Source organism: Haemophilus haemolyticus (genome assembly GCF_003351405.1).
Taxonomy (GTDB): Bacteria; Pseudomonadota; Gammaproteobacteria; order Enterobacterales; family Pasteurellaceae; genus Haemophilus; species Haemophilus haemolyticus_N.
Map to the genome: position 1 here is coordinate 1,103,850 of NZ_CP031240.1, position 19,412 is coordinate 1,123,261.

17 protein-coding genes are annotated in these 19,412 nt (G+C 37.6%); 8 read left to right on the forward strand and 9 right to left on the reverse strand.

The window, feature by feature from the left end:
* The first annotated feature begins 33 nt into the window (after positions 1-33).
* The 3 genes from galE to adk all read left to right on the forward strand — a co-directional run bounded on the left by galE (position 34) and on the right by adk (position 3,196).
* Positions 34-1,050 carry a UDP-glucose 4-epimerase GalE gene (gene galE / locus DV427_RS05560; protein ID WP_114891593.1) on the forward strand — a complete coding sequence of 339 codons (1,017 nt, stop codon included), beginning with the start codon at positions 34-36 and terminating at the stop codon, positions 1,048-1,050.
* A 139-nt stretch (positions 1,051-1,189) separates the two neighbouring features.
* Positions 1,190-2,467 (forward strand): MFS transporter, encoded by a 1,278-nt coding sequence (locus DV427_RS05565; protein WP_114891594.1) that lies wholly within the window; start codon positions 1,190-1,192, stop codon positions 2,465-2,467.
* Positions 2,468-2,551: 84 nt separating this feature from the next.
* Positions 2,552-3,196, forward strand: a complete 645-nt coding sequence (gene adk / locus DV427_RS05570) for an adenylate kinase (RefSeq protein ID WP_114891595.1) — start codon at positions 2,552-2,554, stop codon at positions 3,194-3,196.
* A gap of 67 nt (positions 3,197-3,263) precedes the next feature.
* Here the strand turns inward: adk and acrB are convergent, their stop codons facing one another.
* From acrB to DV427_RS05600, 6 genes are all read right to left on the reverse strand, one after another.
* Positions 3,264-6,344: a multidrug efflux RND transporter permease subunit AcrB gene (gene acrB / locus DV427_RS05575; RefSeq protein ID WP_114891596.1), complete on the reverse strand. Its 3,081-nt coding sequence runs from the start codon at positions 6,342-6,344 to the stop codon at positions 3,264-3,266.
* Positions 6,345-6,361: 17 nt separating this feature from the next.
* On the reverse strand, positions 6,362-7,558 hold the full coding sequence (gene acrA, locus DV427_RS05580) for a multidrug efflux RND transporter periplasmic adaptor subunit AcrA (RefSeq protein WP_162790267.1): 1,197 nt from the start codon (positions 7,556-7,558) through the stop codon (positions 6,362-6,364).
* A gap of 31 nt (positions 7,559-7,589) precedes the next feature.
* Positions 7,590-8,153, reverse strand: coding sequence for an efflux transporter AcrAB transcriptional repressor AcrR (gene acrR / locus DV427_RS05585; protein WP_114891597.1), 564 nt, complete (start codon positions 8,151-8,153; stop codon positions 7,590-7,592).
* Positions 8,154-8,349: 196 nt separating this feature from the next.
* Positions 8,350-9,342, reverse strand: coding sequence for an amidohydrolase family protein (locus tag DV427_RS05590; RefSeq protein ID WP_114891598.1), 993 nt, complete (start codon positions 9,340-9,342; stop codon positions 8,350-8,352).
* A 195-nt stretch (positions 9,343-9,537) separates the two neighbouring features.
* Positions 9,538-11,295 (reverse strand): DUF3413 domain-containing protein, encoded by a 1,758-nt coding sequence (locus tag DV427_RS05595; RefSeq protein WP_114891599.1) that lies wholly within the window; start codon positions 11,293-11,295, stop codon positions 9,538-9,540.
* A gap of 1 nt (position 11,296) precedes the next feature.
* Positions 11,297-11,515: a YejL family protein gene (locus tag DV427_RS05600; protein ID WP_005640214.1), complete on the reverse strand. Its 219-nt coding sequence runs from the start codon at positions 11,513-11,515 to the stop codon at positions 11,297-11,299.
* 128 nt (positions 11,516-11,643) lie between these two features.
* Between DV427_RS05600 and yejK the strand changes: the two genes are divergently transcribed.
* The 5 genes from yejK to DV427_RS05625 all read left to right on the forward strand — a co-directional run bounded on the left by yejK (position 11,644) and on the right by DV427_RS05625 (position 16,355).
* Positions 11,644-12,660, forward strand: coding sequence for a nucleoid-associated protein YejK (yejK, locus tag DV427_RS05605; protein ID WP_114891600.1), 1,017 nt, complete (start codon positions 11,644-11,646; stop codon positions 12,658-12,660).
* Between the two features lie 64 nt (positions 12,661-12,724).
* A complete protein-coding gene (gene bamE, locus DV427_RS05610) occupies positions 12,725-13,138 on the forward strand; it encodes an outer membrane protein assembly factor BamE (RefSeq protein WP_005640218.1) in 414 nt (137 codons plus the stop codon).
* 54 nt (positions 13,139-13,192) lie between these two features.
* Complete coding sequence (locus DV427_RS05615; RefSeq protein WP_114891601.1) at positions 13,193-13,879, forward strand: response regulator; 687 nt, start codon at positions 13,193-13,195, stop codon at positions 13,877-13,879.
* A 4-nt stretch (positions 13,880-13,883) separates the two neighbouring features.
* The gene (gene cpxA / locus DV427_RS05620; RefSeq protein ID WP_114891602.1) at positions 13,884-15,290 is read left to right on the forward strand and encodes an envelope stress sensor histidine kinase CpxA; all 1,407 of its coding nucleotides are present in this window, start codon (positions 13,884-13,886) and stop codon (positions 15,288-15,290) included.
* Positions 15,291-15,398: 108 nt separating this feature from the next.
* Positions 15,399-16,355, forward strand: coding sequence for a sigma 54-interacting transcriptional regulator (locus DV427_RS05625; protein WP_114891603.1), 957 nt, complete (start codon positions 15,399-15,401; stop codon positions 16,353-16,355).
* A gap of 11 nt (positions 16,356-16,366) precedes the next feature.
* Here DV427_RS05625 and hflX read toward each other — a convergent pair whose 3' ends face one another.
* The 3 genes from hflX to rluC form a co-directional block, all read right to left on the reverse strand.
* On the reverse strand, positions 16,367-17,728 hold the full coding sequence (hflX, locus tag DV427_RS05630; RefSeq protein ID WP_114891604.1) for a ribosome rescue GTPase HflX: 1,362 nt from the start codon (positions 17,726-17,728) through the stop codon (positions 16,367-16,369).
* 14 nt (positions 17,729-17,742) lie between these two features.
* Positions 17,743-18,018: an RNA chaperone Hfq gene (gene hfq / locus DV427_RS05635; RefSeq protein ID WP_005645681.1), complete on the reverse strand. Its 276-nt coding sequence runs from the start codon at positions 18,016-18,018 to the stop codon at positions 17,743-17,745.
* Positions 18,019-18,109: 91 nt separating this feature from the next.
* On the reverse strand, positions 18,110-19,078 hold the full coding sequence (gene rluC / locus DV427_RS05640; RefSeq protein ID WP_114891605.1) for a 23S rRNA pseudouridine(955/2504/2580) synthase RluC: 969 nt from the start codon (positions 19,076-19,078) through the stop codon (positions 18,110-18,112).
* Positions 19,079-19,412 lie beyond the last annotated feature (334 nt).

Sequence of the window (19,412 nt, forward strand, 5' to 3'; positions counted from 1 at the left end):
TTTTTAGTCTCAATAATTAATAAGGAAATCATTATGGCCATTTTAGTGACAGGTGGCGCCGGTTATATCGGTTCTCACACGGTTGTAGAATTATTAAATGCAGGCAAAGAGGTGGTGGTATTAGATAATCTTTGCAATTCATCGCCAAAATCCCTTGAGCGCGTAAAACAAATTACGGGCAAAGAAGCAAAGTTTTATGAAGGTGATATTTTAGATCGTGCTTTGTTACAAAAAATTTTTGCAGAAAATGAGATTAGCTCTGTTATTCACTTTGCTGGATTGAAAGCCGTAGGGGAAAGTGTTCAAAAGCCGACAGAATATTACATGAACAATGTCGCTGGCACCCTTGTATTAATTCAAGAAATGAAAAAAGCAGGTGTTTGGAACTTTGTATTTAGCTCATCTGCAACGGTTTATGGTGATCCAAAAATTATTCCAATTACAGAGGATTGTGAGGTCGGCGGTACGACCAATCCTTATGGTACATCTAAATATATGGTTGAACAGATTTTACGTGATACAGCAAAAGCAGAACCAAAATTTAGCATGACTATCTTGCGTTATTTTAATCCAGTTGGGGCGCATGAAAGTGGCTTAATTGGTGAAGATCCAAATGGTATTCCAAATAATTTGTTGCCTTATATCAGCCAAGTTGCCATCGGTAAATTAGCTCAACTTTCTGTATTTGGTAGTGATTACGACACCCATGATGGAACAGGCGTGCGTGATTATATTCATGTAGTGGATTTAGCTGTGGGGCATTTAAAAGCGCTTCAACGTCATGAAAATGATGCTGGTTTACATATTTATAATCTTGGTACTGGCCATGGTTATTCCGTATTAGATATGGTAAAAGCCTTTGAAAAAGCCAACGACATTACAATTGCATATACACTTGTAGAACGCCGCCCTGGTGATATTGCGACATGCTATTCAGATCCTAGTTTAGCTGCAAAAGAGCTTGGTTGGGTAGCAGAACGTGGTCTTGAGAAAATGATGCAAGATACATGGAACTGGCAGAAAAATAATCCAAAAGGGTATCGAGATTAATATTCTCTAATATTTATTTTCTTCTTTATGAAGAACGCTAAACATTGGGGGATGTGATTAAAAATCCCCCTAATTTTTATACTTATCCTTTAATTGAAAGGCGAAGTTTCTAAAATACAACCAAAATTAACCGCACTTTATGTCAAATTCCCTTTCTTCCCAAATTTTTACACGCAAGATGTTGATTTGCGTATTCACAGGTTTTAATTCTGGTTTGCCATTATTTGTGTTATTGCAGATGTTGCCTGTTTGGCTAACAGATAAACATCTTTCAATTGAGCTTATTGGTGCGGTAACTGGTGTGATGTTGCCTTATGGATTGAAATTTTTGTGGGCTCCTTTATTGGATCGTTATTTCCCGAGTTTTTTAGGGCGTCGTCGTAGCTGGATGCTGCTTTCACAAGTAGCATTATTGATTTTACTTTACATAATTAGCCTGTTTGATCCGCTCACACAACTGAGCACGGTAGCAAATATTGCGTTGCTTATCGCTTTTTTTTCAGCCACACAGGATATCGTGTTAGACGCTTATCGTCGTGAGATTTTGAGTGATCATGAATTAGGTTTGGGAAACACTATTCATATTAATGCTTATCGAATTGCGGGATTAATTCCCGGTGGATTATCGCTATATTTGGCGGCGATTTATCCTTGGGAAACCGTATTTTTATGGACCGCACTTTGTATGTTAGCAGGTATCTTCATGACGTTATTTTTAGCAAAAGAGCCCAAAATAGACATACAGCAAACTAATCAGCCGTTCTATCAAGCATTTTGGATTCCATTACAAGAATTTTTCCAGCGTAAGGGCGTCGTTCAGGCTATCGGTTTTTTACTGTTTTTGTTTTTGTATAAGTTCGGGGATTCTTTTGCCACAACGCTACAAACCAAATTTATTTATGATATGGGGTTTAGCAAAGAGGATATAGCCATTGTTGTAAAAAGTACCGCACTTTGGTCAAGCATTTTATCTGGGCTTGCTGGTGGTGTGATAATGCTAAAACTGGGTATTAACCGTGCATTGTGGCTATTTGGAGTTGTACAGATGGTGACAATTGGTGGGTTTATTTGGTTGGCTGCTTTCGGTCATTTTGATGTTATTACATCTGCCGAGTTATGGAAACTAGGTGTTGTGATTGCCGCAGAATATATCGGCGTTGGACTTGGCACTGCGGCTTTTGTGGCTTTTATGGCGCGTGAGAGTAATCCTCTTTATACCGCAACACAGCTTGCACTTTTTACAAGCCTTTCAGCTTTGCCAAGTAAAGTTTTAGGTATGCTTTCTGGTTATGTTGTAGGAGCAGTGGGGTATTATCAGTATTTTTGGTTTTGTTTATTTTTAGCGATTCCAGGCATGCTTTGTTTATTTTGGGTAGCGCCTTGGAATCAAGATAATAATACGGCCAATTCACTATAAAAGTGTGGTAAAAATTATAAAAAATTTGACCGCACTATGCTTTATCAGTATCTTAATCACATTTTTTATTAATGGAGATTTTTTATGAAAATTATTCTTTTAGGTGCACCAGGCGCTGGTAAAGGCACTCAAGCACAATTTATTATGAACAAATTTGGTATCCCGCAAATTTCAACTGGCGATATGTTTCGTGCTGCAATCAAAGCCGGGACTGAACTTGGTAAACAAGCCAAAGCATTAATGGATGAAGGTAAATTAGTACCAGATGAATTAACCGTTGCGCTTGTAAAAGATCGTATTGCTCAACCTGACTGCACAAATGGTTTCTTGTTAGATGGTTTCCCTCGTACTATTCCTCAAGCGGATGCATTGAAAGATTCAGGCGTTAAAATTGACTTTGTTTTAGAATTCGATGTGCCAGACGAAGTGATTGTTGAACGTATGAGTGGCCGTCGTGTACACCAAGCATCTGGCCGTTCTTATCATATCGTCTACAACCCACCAAAAGTGGAAGGTAAAGATGATGTGACAGGTGAAGATTTAATTATTCGTGCGGACGATAAACCAGAAACTGTGTTAGATCGTTTAGCCGTATATCATAAACAAACCAGCCCATTAATTGATTATTACCAAGCAGAAGCGAAAGCGGGGAATACTCAATATTTCCGTTTAGATGGTACAAAAAAAGTAGAAGAAGTTAGCCAAGAGTTAGATAAAATCTTAGGCTAAAAATAATCTAAAAAAATAAACCGCACTTTGGGTGACCTAAGTGCGGTTTGTTTTTTCTATGTTTTAATTAGTGGGTTGTTTTATTTTCATCAAAAACCGGTAATGGTTTATGTTCGGTTGCGACATAGCTGTATACCACAGGCAATACGAACAAGGTGAAAATAGTACCAATGGATAATCCCGCTACAATCACTATCCCCATACTAAAGCGAGATACCGCTCCCGCACCTGTTGCATAGAGTAATGGAATTAAGCCAGCTACCATTGCTGCCGTTGTCATTAGAATTGGGCGTAAACGTACTTTGGCTGCATGAGTGATTGCCTCAATTCGAGTTTTACCATGGTTTAGCTGCTCTTCTTTTGCCACTTCACACATTAAGATACCGTGTTTGGTGATTAATCCTACGAGAGTAATCAATCCAACTTGAGAGTAGATATTTAATGTTGTTCCCGCGATGCCAAAGAAGGATAAAATATTTAAGCTCACTAATGCACCACTTACGGCTAATGGTACGGAGATCATAATTACCATTGGGTCACGTATAGATTCAAACTGAATGGCAAGTACCAAGAATATGATGATAACAGCCAATGCAAAAGTGACGGCTAATGCGTTACCTTCTTGTACTAATTGACGTGCTTCAGATTTAAAATCAAACGTATAGCCTTGCGGTAAATTGTCAGTCGCATATTGTTGTAGCCATGCAACAGCATCTCCCGTTGATGAACCAGGCATTGCTACAGCACTGATTTCAGCCGAATTTAACTGACTGAAATGTGGTAATGATGTTGGTTGTGTTTCTAGCTTCATCGTGATTAAACTGCTTAATGGCACAGATTGCCCATTACTTGCTGTTAAGTAATAGTTTTTGAATGCTTCAGGCGATAAACGGTCATCACGTTTGACTTGCGAAATGACTTTATAAGCACGTCCATCCACATCGACTCGTGTAATTGTTGCTCCAGATAAGAAACTGCCTAAAGTATTACTGATTTGTTGCATCGTGATACCGTAAGTACCTGCTTTCTCTTTATCGACTGAAATTGTCATTTGCGCCGTGTCATAGGTCAAATCTAAATTTGTATAAATAAATTTACCCGAGGCTTTCATCGCACTGAGGAATTTTTCTGCGGTATTTGCCAACGATTTATAATCTTGAGCAGTTTTTAACACAATAGCGATTGGAGGGCCTTGTTCCCCTGTATCAATTTCAGGAAAGTTAAATGCAGATACGGAGACTTCTGGAATTGATTTCGCTTTTGCGTTGATTTCATTCATTACGGCAGATTGCTTGCGTGAGCGTTCTTTCCAGTCTTTCAATGTGATGATATTTAACGAGCTATTAGAAGTTGGCGCGCCAGCAATGCTCATACCAAAAGAGACTTCAGGTGTTTCCATTACATTTTTCATATATGGTTGCATTGCATTTTGAATGTAATCCACATTCACACTAGATGGCGCGTTACCAATCGCAATAAATGCACCCTTATCTTCATTTGGCGTTAATTCACTAGAAAGTGAATTAAACAAAAATGGGAGCGTGGAGAAAATCACCACCGCAAAAGCCAGCATTGATTTACGATTGAGCATGACGAGATCAAGCATGTATTCGTAAATACGATTTACTTTACCTAAGGTATGTTCTACGCGTTCTTCCATCCATGTTGGTTTAGCATTAGATTTGAGTAACTTACTACTCATCATTGGCGATAAAGTTAATGCCACGATACCAGAAATAAATACCGCACCAGCAAGGGTTAAAGCAAACTCTTTAAACAATGTGCCAGTAATGCCACCCATTAAAGCCATTGGTGAATAAACTGCGATCAATGCGATGGTCATAGAAATTACAGGCACGGCAATTTCACGAGTACCAATAATTGCAGCGCGGAATGGTGTTTCTCCTTCTTTAATATGGCGATCTACGTTTTCTAACACCACAATCGCATCATCTACGACTAAACCAATAGCGAGAATAAGTGCTAATAATGTCATTAAGTTAATAGAAAAATCTAAACTTTGTAGCATCATTAAAACACCGATCAACGAAATCGGAATGGTGAGAACTGGAATTAAAATTGCGCGAAGCGATCCGATAAACATCAAAATAACAACTAATACAATAACAGTTGCTTCCACAATAGTTTTAATTACTTCATGGATTGAACTATTAATCGCAATAGTACTGTCATAAAGAATGTCAGTTTCCATACTATCCGGTAGTTGCTTTTTAATATTTTCAAAGAGCGGTCGGATTTTTTCTGCAACGGTTAATGGGTTAGCCGATGAGGTTGGATTAATGCCTAATACAACAGAATCTGCACCATTTGCAGTTGCACGAGAATTATCGCTTTCTTTGTTCAATTCAATGGTCGCAATATCGCGTAGGCGTACTAAATCATCACCACGAGAAGCAACAATTAAGTTACCTAATTGCTCAACGGATTTGGTCGTTGTTTCAACTTTGTTGCGGTAAGTGACATAGTAGCCGTTATCATTACCAGCCGCAGTTTGTACATTATTTGCAGAAAGGGCAGACATTACTGTTGGCGCAGAAAGATTTTGTGACGCCATTTTTTGAGGATCTAGCCAAATACGTAATGCATATTCCGCTGCACCAAATACTTGTACTCCAGCCACGCCTTCAATCGTAAAGAATTGAGGTTTGACTACACGATTAATGTAGTCAGTTACTTGACTTGAGTCGAGTTTGTTGGAGCGGAAACTTATATACATAATCCCCGTACCACCAGAGGAAGATGCGACGCTTGGTGCTTCAATTCCACTTGGTAATTCAGAACGCACAGCATTTACTTTTGCCAATACATCAGCAAGTGCTCCAGCAGGATCGGTATTCAGTTTCATTTTGACTGTAATAGTCGATGAATTTGGCGCACTGCTGGATGACATATAGTCAATGTTATCTGCTTGGGCGATAGATTCTTCTAATGTAGAAGTAACAAATGCTTGAATTAGATTTGCATCGGCACCAGGGTAGGCGGTTGTTACCGTAATTACCGTGGTGGTCATTTTAGGGTATTCACGCACTGCCAATTTCGAAATGGCTTGCAAACCTAAAATAATAATAAGCAAGCTAATTGAAATCGCTAAAACAGGACGACGAATAAATATATCGGTAAATTTCATTCGTATTTCCTAGTTAATTAAAGGTTAGTTTTATTTACTGGCTCTGTTGCACCTACAATGTCTTTTTCAATCCATTCTACAAGACTGCCATTGCCGATACCTTGTTGACCACCAGTGATAATCTTATCACCAGGTTTTACTTCATTACCTTGTAATTGAGAATAAATGCCTTGGCGATCTTTCGTAAATACAGTGATTTGTTTTGCTCGATATAAACGATCTAATTTTTTATTCTCTGCCATTTTCTCTTTGTCTTCATTAGATAATGGTGTGAGTAAGTAAGCAATTTCACCATACATGTTGTAGCTAATAGCTACTTGTGGAACGACAACTTGATTTGTTTCAGTTGGAAGCGCTATGCGTAAGCGAGAGAACATACCTGAAAGCAATTTACGTCCATCTTCAGGATCAAATGTGGCCTGAACATCAACTAAACCTGTTGATGAATTAATAGCGGGTTCAATAGCCGTGATTCGAGCTGAAAATGTTTCGCCCAAGCGAGCATCGGTTGTTGCTGTGACGCGTTGACCGATATGCAATTTATCTAAATCATTTTGTGAAAGGGCAAAATCCACTTTCATTGAGCTAGTATCTTCTACACGCACAATTTCTGTTCCAACATTCACATATTGACCAACGTTTACTTTCACAATACCTGCTTTACCATCAAATGGTGCAACGATTTTACGGCGTTCAATTGCTGCTTTTAGAGATTCAATATTGGCTAGTTGCGCGTCATAAGCAGCTTTTGCGTTATCCATTTCTTGTCGTGAAACAGCATTGCTTTTCAATAAATTCACATAACGTTGATAAGTTTGGCGAAGAGCTGGGAGTTGTGCCTGTGCAGCTTGAAGGCTAGCATGTTCTACTGAACTGTCGAGTTCAATGAGTAAATCGCCTTTTTTCACTTGTTGGCCATTTTGCACGAGCACTTGAGAAATCGTACCTGCATTTTGTGTACTGAGCATCGCACCTTGATTTGGACGCACAAGACCTGTTGTGTTAATAACTGGCGTCCATTCACGAGGTTGTACTTCAAGTGCGGTCACTGGGCTTGAAGGTTCTGGCATTCCCGCAATGGCTCGGCTTATCATTACACCTTTTATCATATTAAAACCGATGACACTGGCAAAAATTAAGACAAATACCACTAAAATTATTTTCATAAAGAAAATATGTGAGCGTTTTGGTCTTTGATGTTGAGTTTGACTCATGTTTAAAGCTCCGTTATAAAAATAACAACAATTATTTCTGAATCGCACGCCAAGAGCGTTCAATCACAGATTCTAAAATTTCAGGCTTAAGATCGAAATCGATAAATTTTGCATCAGAGGCTAAATTTATCGCCATTTTCAAACTTAATAAAAAGAGAATATCTTCAGATAATTCAGCTAATAAGCCAGCTTTTTGTGCTTGATGACAAAATAAATCCCAACGGCAATTTTTAACGTTTTTACAAATATCCTTGAAATTAGGCAAAGATTCATATTGCTTTAAATTGGATAGAATGGTGGGATTTTCTTGTAAGAAATACCAAATGTTTTTCCACATTTGTCGATACTGTTCGAAAAAAGGCTTAGATTCATCAAAATCTTTTTCAAGCGTTGCCATAAACATTGAAAACACTCTGTGTGCAAATTGTTCAAGCAACTCATCTTTGTTTTTGAAATAAAGGTAAATCGTTCCTGCGGCTACATTTGCTTCTTTCGCAAGTTTGTGCATAGACAGCTGATTCAACCCTTCTTTTGCCATTAAACGATCTGTCGCTGAAAAAATCTGTTCAGCTAAGTCTGTTTTAGCTTGTCGCATAAGATCCTTGAGTAAAATAAGGAGCAATAATTGCTCAAAAATGAATGAGCGTTCATTTTATTTATTTTTTGTTTTTTGGCAAGTTAAAAAACACAAAAGTACAACGAAAATGGGCAACATTTAAAAGCTAGATTTTTGAATCAACTTTTAAATGTTGCCCATTTTGACCGCACTTTTGATTGGGCGGAATAAAAAGCTAAATTGGCTCTAGTCCTAACACTTTACGACCGTTAATACTTGCGATGTTGACCATTTCATCTAAGTGTGGGAAACGGCAACCCGCAGCTAATAGGCTTAATTCTTGCCATAAATCACCTTCACATAGAGGAACCATATAATCACAAATATTATCTGTGCCTAGGGCAACAGTGATACCTTCGGGAATCATTTCATCTGCTGGCGTGAGTGCATTATGGAATGGCATAAGATCTTCTTTGCGATTACTGTCAATCCATGCCATCGGACAGGCTATCATCATCATTTTGGCTTTACGCATTTTTTCGTAAAGTTTGTAGCGATATTCTTTCGAATGTGAGCCAATGGAAATACCGTGGATACCCACAACTCGCCCCTCCATTCCGTGTTCAACGGTTTTGTCGCAAAGTTGCTCAGTTTCTTTTTCACTTGGATTGTTGAATTGGTCGACATGTACATGACACATAATTCCAAGAGATTTGGCCTTATCTAACAAGATATCCATCGCCTCTAGGCCACGTCCATAATCCAATTCATCACGATATGGTAAGCCACCAATCATATCTACCATTTCTGCACCAATATCAAACCATTTACGCGCAGTGGGTTCTATTACCCCTTTTAAAGTTTGATTGGCAAATTTCAAAATAATGTCATGTTTATACACTTCACGAGCTTTGTGGGCGGCAATAATTGCACGATCTTCACAAATTGGGTCTATATCGACAAAAGTACCAAATGCGGTTACACCTTGGGATATCATTAATTCAATAGACTGGCAAAAACGTGCGTAATAATCATCAACACTGGAAGTGCGTTTTACTTCATCCACTAAATCCCATTTTTGTTGCAAATTACTACTATGATAAATCCCAATTTTCTCTGGCGTCATCGTAAAAGCGCGGTCAGCATGTGCATGGGCATTTACCCATCCGCCTTTTTTGATAATTTCATCGCGAATATAGGTTTTAAAACTACGAACATGGCTTTTCATACAAACTCCGTAAAAAAGAAAGGATAAAAAGACGAGAATGTATTAATTGAAAGGTGCTGTAAGTACGGCGAGAAGCATTATGATAATGTTATGAAAAACTCACGGATTTTCATTAATAACATTTTTCAGTCTTAAACTGAATCGTGAGTATAAAGGCTTAAGGGCAAAAAATCTATTCTTTTATGCCCTTATAGATTATTTTTCAAAGAAGAAATTTTGTAATTGGAAGGCTTCTAAGAAGATTCCAAGTGGCGGTCTGTCTGAAGATTGCTCGATATAATCCTTATCGAATTTTTTGTAATTACCTTTGCGATCAATGTGATATTGTGTTCCATCAGGTTGAATCACTACATTCCAATGGAAATTAGAGGCAAGTACCCAATCATCCCCTTTAAGATCAAAGAGATTACGTCCCTGACTATAATCCATCAACGGGTTTTCTACACGGAATACTGTTTGCATTAATGCAGAGAAAATATCCGCATGATTACTTAATCCATTTTGTTTGCCTACTGGTAAATCTTTCCAATATACAAGCAATGGCACTTGAACTTCATCGCGCCCAAAGTAGTTTTCTCGCTCTTTTTCATTCATTTCATTAAAGGTTAAACCATGCTCTGATGTGATGATAACTAATGCATTTTCAAGCGGTGTACTTTCTAACGCTTTTGCTAAAAGAGAATCAATGTCTTGCAAAGTGCGGTCATAATCTGATGGTTTTTTAGCCTCCAAGGCTAAGTCTAAATAAGCAAACCAAGGTGAGTCAGTTTTTTGTGCTTTAATAAAATCATTGAGATTCTTTACCGCACTTTCATTATTTGGTTTGTTGGTTTTATTCGATGAAAGTTTCATTTCACGAAATAATGCTTGGCGGAAGACGCTATCTTTGAAATTTGTAGCAGAAAATAAACCTAACTGATAATTTTCAGCACGTAATTTTTCGATTAAAACAGATTGGGTATGATTGCTTAAAATGCTATCGGTGTAATTTGCATTTAGTCCGTAAAATAACCCAATCAAGCCTGCGTTATTACTATTACCTGTGCTGTAATGATTAGTGAATTCCGTTGAACTTGTTGCAAATTCAGCAAGTTTTGGCATCTTTTCACTAGAAATCGCATCATGGCGCAAACCTGAAACCGTTACGATCAGAATATTAGGTTTATGCGTAATTGGTGCATAAGTGAGTTCTTTTTTCGGATAATCAATTTTTAAGGCATCTAAACGGCCTTCTTGCGCCAATTTTTGCGTATATTCCTCTCCATCTAAGAAACCGTGTTTTTCTAAAAAAGAACGAGCTGTCATTGGATAAGATAAAGGGAAATTAGATCGTTGCATGGTGATAGGACGATACAAATAAGCATCTGCCCAAGCATAAATTAAATGCGTCGCAATGAATGTTGCAGTTAAGAATATACCGGTACCTTTTAGCCATTTTTGGCGTTCAAGACTGCGTAATTTTTCCCAACTCCAGCGAGAAAATAACATTTGTGCCAGTAAAATTATTGGCATTGGTGCAAAGAATATTTGCCAATCGCGTGACATTTCACCATTTTCTGGATTGACCAGCAAATTCCATACAATAGATGATAAATGTAGATTAAAACGATTGAAAACGGCGGTATCAAATAATAGTAAGGTTGTACAAATCGTGGAAAAAATTACGGTTAATCCGCGAAAAGTGCGGTTATTTTTAACAATAAAACTCAGTGGAAAGACAATGAGTAAGTACAACGCAAAAACATTGAAACTGAAATGCCCGAGCAAACTCACAAAGAAATAAAGTTTTCCTGCGAGAGTATCTGGCCAGTCAATGATAAAGGCATAACGAGTGCCAATAAGAATAGCAACAATAATATTAAAAAAGGCAAACCAATGGCCCCACGAAATTTTTCGTGAAACGTCATCGCGGTATTGTTTGCCGCTGAAGGTGCCTTTTTTAATCCATTTCATATTAACGTGTTTTTACCGCATTAATTAAGGAATTTGAAAACGCTTGAGCTAATGCCTCGCGTTGAGTTTGCGGCACACTGGTGGTTAATAAATTACTCGCCATGTTACCCAGTGCGATTAAGGATAGATCTACAGGGGCTTTATGCTTTTCTAGCACTGTGATCATATCGTTTACAATTGCACTTAATTGAGCATCAGAATATTTAGAATGTTGAGCCATAATGTTAAAAATAAAACAAAAAATTTGGCTTATGATACCCGATTATTTGGTAGAACCTAAATAATTTCTTTTTTCTTGCTGAAAAAGTGCGGTTATAATTTGCGGCAAATTTTTCAAAGGTGACAAAAATGAGTATTACTGTTAATCAAATTGTTTTGCATCAGTTAGTCAAAAATGTGGATGGCGACAGCATAAAAATGGAAAGCGTATTACGCGATGAGTTGCTGTCAATTACGCCAGAAGTAGAACAAATGATGTTGCAACTTCATCAAGGCTATCAAAATAAAGCGAAGGCTTTTGGTGTGTTTCAGGAAAAGTCTATCTTTGCACAACATTTAAATCGTTTATTGGAACAAGAAATTGAGTTTTTAGGTTTTAGTCAATATTCAACAAAATTGCTTGCAGATGAGCTGGGTAAATATAACTTTGCAGACAGTGGAACCTTGATTTTATGCCAATATAATTTCTTAGCGACAGATTACTTGTTTATTGCATTGCTTGATAGCCGTCATAGTATGTTAGTCGATGAGCATTTAGATATTCGCCGTACAGAATATCTTGATATTACTCAGTTTGATATTGCGGCAAGAGTTAATTTGACGGATTTGCAGGTGAATGCAAACTCCAATCGTTATTTAACTTTCATAAAAGGCCGTGTTGGTCGAAAAATTAGTGATTTTTTCATGGATTTTTTAGGTGCCGAAGAAGGATTAAATCCACAAGTACAAAATCAGTGTTTATTGCAAGCAGTGAGTGATTACTGCGATCAAGGCGAACTCAACAAAGAGCAAACTCAAGCGGTGAAAAAACAAGTGTTTGAATATTGCAAAGCTCAACTTGCAGGCGGTGATGAAATTGAATTGCAGGAACTTTCTGATTCCTTACCCACTCTAAACGAACAGCCTTTTGTTACCTTTGCGGGAGAACAGAATTATGGCTTGGAAGACAGCATTCCGCCAGTACGTTCAACTTTAAAATCCCTAACGAAATTCACTGGTTCAGGAAAGGGGATGAGTATTAGTTTCGATGCTGATTTATTGAATACTCGAATTCAATGGGAACCAATGACGGATACGCTTACTATCAAGGGTTTACCGCCGAATTTAAAAGATCAATTACAAAAGGCTTTAAAATCAGAGAATTAATTTGGAAATATGCTCAAACTTGGGTATTATTTGACAGTACTTTTGCACAAATAAGGTAAAGAAAATGCAAGTTAAAACACTTTTAGGCGCAACCTTTTTAGCATTAAGCGTCGCCTCTTGTTCCACCGTTGAAAAAGTTGTATATCGAATTGATGTACCACAAGGCAACTATTTAGAAGCGACTACAGTTGCTCAAGTTAAAGAAGGCATGACTGCTCAACAAGTACAATATTTGTTGGGGACGCCAGTATTAATCGATCCTTATAATAGTCAGACTTGGTACTATGTGTTCTTACAACAACGTGCTTATGAAACACCTGTTCAACACACTTTCACGGTAAAATTTGATCAACGTGGTATGGTGACAGAAACCAATCTTGATAAACCTTTGCCAGAAGTTTCGCAACAAGGCGAAAACAACACCATTATTCAAACTGGTGAGAAAGCAAAATCAAGCTGGTGGCAATTCTGGAAATAATCTTTCTATTTTCACCGCACTACAACAAGAACTATTGATAAAAAGGAATCCCCAATGTCAAAACTCTTGCTCGTTGATGACGATGTTGAATTGACGGAATTACTTTCATCCCTTTTAACGCTAGAAGGGTTTGATGTTCAAACAGCAAATAATGGATTAGAGGCATTACAAAAACTTGATGAAAGCCATGAGTTGGTTTTACTTGATGTGATGATGCCGAAACTAAATGGTCTTGATACATTAAAAGAAATTCGTAAAGTCTCTAATGTGGCAGTGATGATGCTTACAGCAAAAGGCGATGATATCGATCGCGTATTAGGCTTAGAATTGGGTGCGGATGATTACTTGCCTAAACCATTTAATGATCGTGAATTAGTTGCAAGAATTAGAGCGATTTTGCGTCGAAGTGTGTCGCCATCAAATAATGTTGACGATAAAAAAGAAATATTATCTTTTGAGAACGTAACCTTATATTTGACTCGCCAAACTGCGATGTATGGTGAGGAAAACTTAAATTTAACCGATTATGAGTTTAAGATCCTTCAGCGATTAATAGAATTAAAGGGGGATATTGTTACTCGTGAAGAATTAAGTTTAGAAGTGCTAGGAAAAACATTAAGTCCGTTCGACCGCTCTCTTGATATGCATATATCTAATTTGAGACGCAAATTACCAGAGCGAGAAAGCAAATTGCCTTGGTTGAGAACCTTACGCGGAAAAGGATACCTTTTAGTCACTTAGTTTTATGAAATTGCGTAGTCTTTTTAGTTTAAATCAACTTGCAATCAGAATATTTGCTCTGTTCTGGTTTTCTTTTTTTATCATGATGAGCCTTGTGATCATGGTACCCAATCTCGATCTTAGACTCTATTCCCCTCTAGAAGAATCAGATATTGTTAATTATCAAAAAGAAATCCTGAATACCGTTCGTAGTGGTCGATTACAAGGACTGATTTCAGAAGTTCCTGTTTTACATTCAGATAAATTTCAACCTTCTAGACCTGTTCTGATTAATTTAAAAACTAAAAATATTCTCGGTGAATTACCAGAGGAAGCGCCTTATATCCGAAGATTTGCAGATGTATCCGGCGATTTTTCAGAACCTAAACGTAAAAATTTTAATGAGCTTCAGCTTTCAGGGCCGTTCCAGGTTTATTTAGGGGATACAGCCTCTTATGCCTTGTATTTTATTTCTTACGTTAACCCACAGCGTGAGATCTTTAATTATGTTTTTGATAGACCCATTATATTGATTTTGATTATTCTTTTAATCACTAGCCCATTGCTTTGGTGGTTTACAAGAATGCTGATTAGGCCTATTTCTCGCTTGCAAGAAGCAGCGAATTCAGTAGCATTAGGCAATTTTAAAATTGATAAGAGCTTAGTGGCTAATGGTCCATTAGAATTACGTCAAGTTGGTCAAAGTTTTAATCGAATGGCGGCCTCTATCGATCATCTAATCTCTAATCAACAAACACTACTTTCATCTATTTCACATGAATTAAAAACACCACTCACTCGTTTACAGTTGGCTACAGCGCTTGTTCGCCATGAATGTGGCGAAACAGAGAGCGTAAAACGCATTGAAAGAGAAATAGGGCGAATGGATAAAATGATTAGTGAGCTACTTCTACTTTCACGCCATCAAATGAATAGTCAAGTTGAACGGGATATTTTTTATGCCAATACGCTTTGGACTGATATTATCAACGATGCCAAATTTGAGGCAGAGCAACGAGGTATAACGTTTCTCACAAATATTCGTTTACCCAAAAATGAATTACAACTTAACGGCAATTTTAGATTGCTGGAAAGTGCGGTTGAAAATATCGTGACAAATGCACTCAAATACACCAAGGATAAGATCGAACTTCATATTTTTATACAAGAAGAAGAAGAAGAAGAAGAAGAATTTCTCAGGATCCGTATAGATGACAACGGATCTGGAGTGCATCCAGATGAATTTGAAAAAATCTTCAAACCGTTTTATCGAGTTGATGAAACGCGAACTAGAACGACTGGCGGAACAGGACTTGGATTGGCGATTGTGTCTAATGTTGTTCAGGAGCATCAAGGAAAGGTCTGGGCTGAAAAAAGCCCACTAGGCGGGCTTGCTGTTACTATACGATTGCCATTATGGATCAGTAACTAAAATCAAAATTTACCAGATTTTTATTTTTCCCATATGTAAAATAATGTTTACACTTTTGTGTCAAAAAACTATTATAATCACATATTATTTCTCTCATATTTCCGATATATGACAACCTTCAAATTTGATCCTCAAAAACCTTTCGATTGTTTTATTGTGCAAAGTGAATCCATGAAAAGTGCGGTAGAAAACGCAAAACGTTTTGCTATGTTTGATGCGCCTTTGTTAATTCAAGGCGAAACTGGAAGTGGAAAAGATTTGTTGGCGAAAGCCTGTCATTACCAGAGTTTACGTCGAGATAAAAAATTTATCGCAGTAAACTGTGCGGGGTTGCCTGATGAAGATGCAGAAAGTGAAATGTTTGGTAGAAAAGTTGGAGACAGTGAAACCATTGGTTTTTTTGAATACGCGAATGAGGGAACCGTATTACTAGATGGCATCGCAGAACTTTCATTGGGTTTACAGGCTAAATTATTACGTTTTTTAACAGATGGATCTTTCCGCCGAGTAGGTGAAGAGAAGGAACATCATGCAAACGTACGAGTGATTTGCACATCACAGGTTCCACTCCATTTGCTTGTTGATCAAGGTAAAGTTCGTGCTGATTTGTTTCATCGCTTAAATGTTCTCACTATTAATGTTCCAGCATTATGTGAACGAATGGCTGATATCAAGCCACTGGCACAAGGTTTTTTACAGGAAATCAGTGAAGAATTAAAAATTGCAAAACCAACCTTTGATAAAGATTTTCTTCTTTATTTGCAGAAATATGATTGGAAAGGGAATGTTCGTGAACTTTATAACACTCTTTATCGTGCCTGCTCTCTGGTACAAGATAATCATTTAACTATCGAAAGTTTAAATCTTGCTCCGCCACAAAGTGCGGTGATTTCTTTGGATGAATTTGAAAATAAAACCTTAGATGAAATTATCGGTTCTTATGAGGCACAAGTTCTAAAATTATTTTATGCAGAATATCCAAGCACGAGAAAATTAGCTCAACGTTTAGGCGTTTCCCATACTGCGATTGCGAATAAATTGAAACAATATGGAATTGGAAAATAATTTTCTATAAATTAGGCATTGTCCGATTGTATTTTAATATCTGCTAACTTAGAAAATTGCTTACATAACTTTAACCACATAATCTTATCAATCTGCACATCTAACAAGAATTCTCCTTGTTCAGAAATTTGTTCATGGCGTACACAATCAAGTTGATAAAAAGCATGGCGAAGTTTGCCTTCGTGTGGTTGTAAAGTTAAAGAAAGAGAAAGTATCTCGTTTTTTAACCGCACTTTAATAGCTTCAAACAATAAATGAATACCCAACTCATCTTGCGCAGAGAGATAGACTGCAATAGGCTGATTTTCATCATTGTATTCGATATGCGGTATAACATTTTCTAACAAATCAATTTTGTTATATACCAATAGCACTGGCACTTGTCCTGCACCAATTTCTTCTAGCACATCATTGACGGCATCGATATTTTCTTGTTTTCGCGAGTCAGCGGCATCAATGATGTGGAGTAATAGGCTGGCTTCTACCGTTTCTTGTAAAGTCGATTTAAAGGCTGAAACAAGATCATGTGGAAGCTGTCGAACAAATCCTACTGTATCCGCTAAAATTGCTGTACCTACATCTTGAATCTGTAATTTTCGTAAAGTTGGATCTAATGTTGCAAAAAGCTGATCTGCGGCATAAACCTCTGCGTTGGTTAAACGATTAAATAAGGTTGATTTCCCTGCATTGGTGTAGCCAACAAGTGAAATTGTTGGAATGTCTGCTTTTTGGCGTGTTTGGCGATTTTGATTGCGCTGTTTCTCTACTTTTGCCAATCGATTTTGTAATTGAGAAATGCGCACTTTAATCAAACGACGATCCGTTTCTAATTGAGTTTCACCGGGTCCGCGTAATCCTACCGCACCTTTTTGTTGATCTAAGCCTGTTTTTCGACGAACTAATCGAGTGGATAAGTGTTTTAGTTGCGCAAGTTCAACCTGTAATTTCCCCTCATGAGAACGCGCTCGTTGGGCAAAAATATCTAAAATGACGCCAGTGCGATCGACTACTCGACAATGACATAAACTTTCTAAGTTACGTGTTTGTGCTGGGGTTAATTGATGGTTAAAAAGCACAACATCAGCATTATGTGATTGCACTGCATCTGCAATTTCTTGAGCTTTTCCCTCACCTACAAAATATTTAGCTTGAGGAGTGCTACGGCTTGTGGTGATTGTATCCAATACATCTACATTGGCAGAATCAGCGAGCAGTAAGAACTCTTGTAGATCGTCAATGTTTTTATCTTGCGCAAAGAAAACGTGAACCACGATAGCGGTATCACGCGTTTTTTCAGATTGTTGAGATGAAGAAAGTGCGGTTGAAATTTCCAGAGAATTTTCAACCGCACTTAATAAATATTGATTATCCATTGATGGAGCTGTGATTATTCTGCTTGAGTTTCCACGCTTTCAACGGCTTCAGTTGTTGCTACATGATGGTTGCTATTGTGATGAGAAACAGAGCGCGCAGGCACAACGGTTGAAATTGCGTGTTTATATACCATTTGGTTCACAGTGTTTTTTAATAAAATCACGAATTGATCGAATGATTCAATTTGACCTTGAAGTTTGATTCCGTTTACAAGGTAGATTGATACAGGAATGCGTTCGCGACGAAGCGCATTTAAATAAGGATCTTGTAAAGATTGTCCTTTTGCCATTTTGCTATCCTTTGTTGTCGTTATTATGAAATTTTGTTGATAGAAACAAGTTGTCTCCGCGCGCAAGTGTAGCAATAAACACAAATGTTGTCTATTTGCTTTCCCGTAACTTTTGCAAAATTGCTTTCATTTTATGATCTAGTGGTGCATTGAAGCGTAGTGTTTCACCATTTTTAGGGTGATCAAATCGAATTGAAAAGGCATGCAAGAACAAACGGCTCAATCCCAATTCGCTCATTTGTTTATCAAAATCTTTATCGCCGTATTTATCATCTAATGCAATGGGATGTCCGGCATATTGTGTATGTACGCGAATTTGATGTGTACGCCCTGTTACTGGTGAAGCCTTCACGAGCGTAGCATTTGTATAGCGTTCTTCAATGCTAAATCGGGTTTCAGATGGTTTGCCTTGCTCGCTGACACGCACAATGCGCTCTCCGCTGGATAATTCATTTTTCAAAAGAGGTGCTTGAACAACTTTTACATGGGATTGCCATTGCCCACGTACTAACGCTAAATAATCTTTTTGAACAGTTTTTATGCGAAGTTGTTCATGTAAATTGCGCAATGCTGAACGTTTTTTAGCAATTAATAAAATGCCTGATGTGTCGCGATCCAGTCGATGAACTAGTTCTAAAAAGCGCGCTTCTGGACGCAATGCTCGCAAGGCTTCAATTACACCAAAATTTAAACCACTACCGCCATGCACAGCGATTCCTGAGGGTTTATTTAAAACAATCAAACAATCATCTTCAAACAAAATTTGATTTTCAAGTGCGGCGACTTTATTGAGATTTTTTGAAATCGACGCATCGTTTTTTTCAGTCACACGCACAGGCGGAACGCGAACGATATCACCTGTTTGCAATTTATACTCTGGCTTAATACGGCCTTTATTTACCCGCACTTCACCTTTACGCACAATGCGATAAATTAAACTTTTAGGCACACCTTTGAGTTTTGCTAATAAATAATTATCGATACGTTGACCGCTTTCATCTTCACTAATTGTCAGCATTTTTACTGATGAATTAATGATTTTTTCGTTTTGTTCTGTCATCTTTTTTCCTTTTGAAAATTGGCGCGAATCATATCACAAAGGCACTATTAACGTAACTCTATGAACGTAATATTCACCTTGCTAATTAATCGTTTTCTATGGATAATAGGGCGTCTTTTTGCGCCTAAGAATTTGCGTAAAAAAGGATAAGTTTTGTTGGTGAAAACTCAATGCAGCAATCGGCATAAGACATTGATAATCAACATTTTTCTTAAAATAAATTAGCCGCTTGCAGCGCGTGCGGAATATCGCGTTGTTTTATAAAGCAAACATTTATGCTTAATAACGTTATCAATGCACCCAGCAACATACAGTCGTGAGATTGACTGGCGCG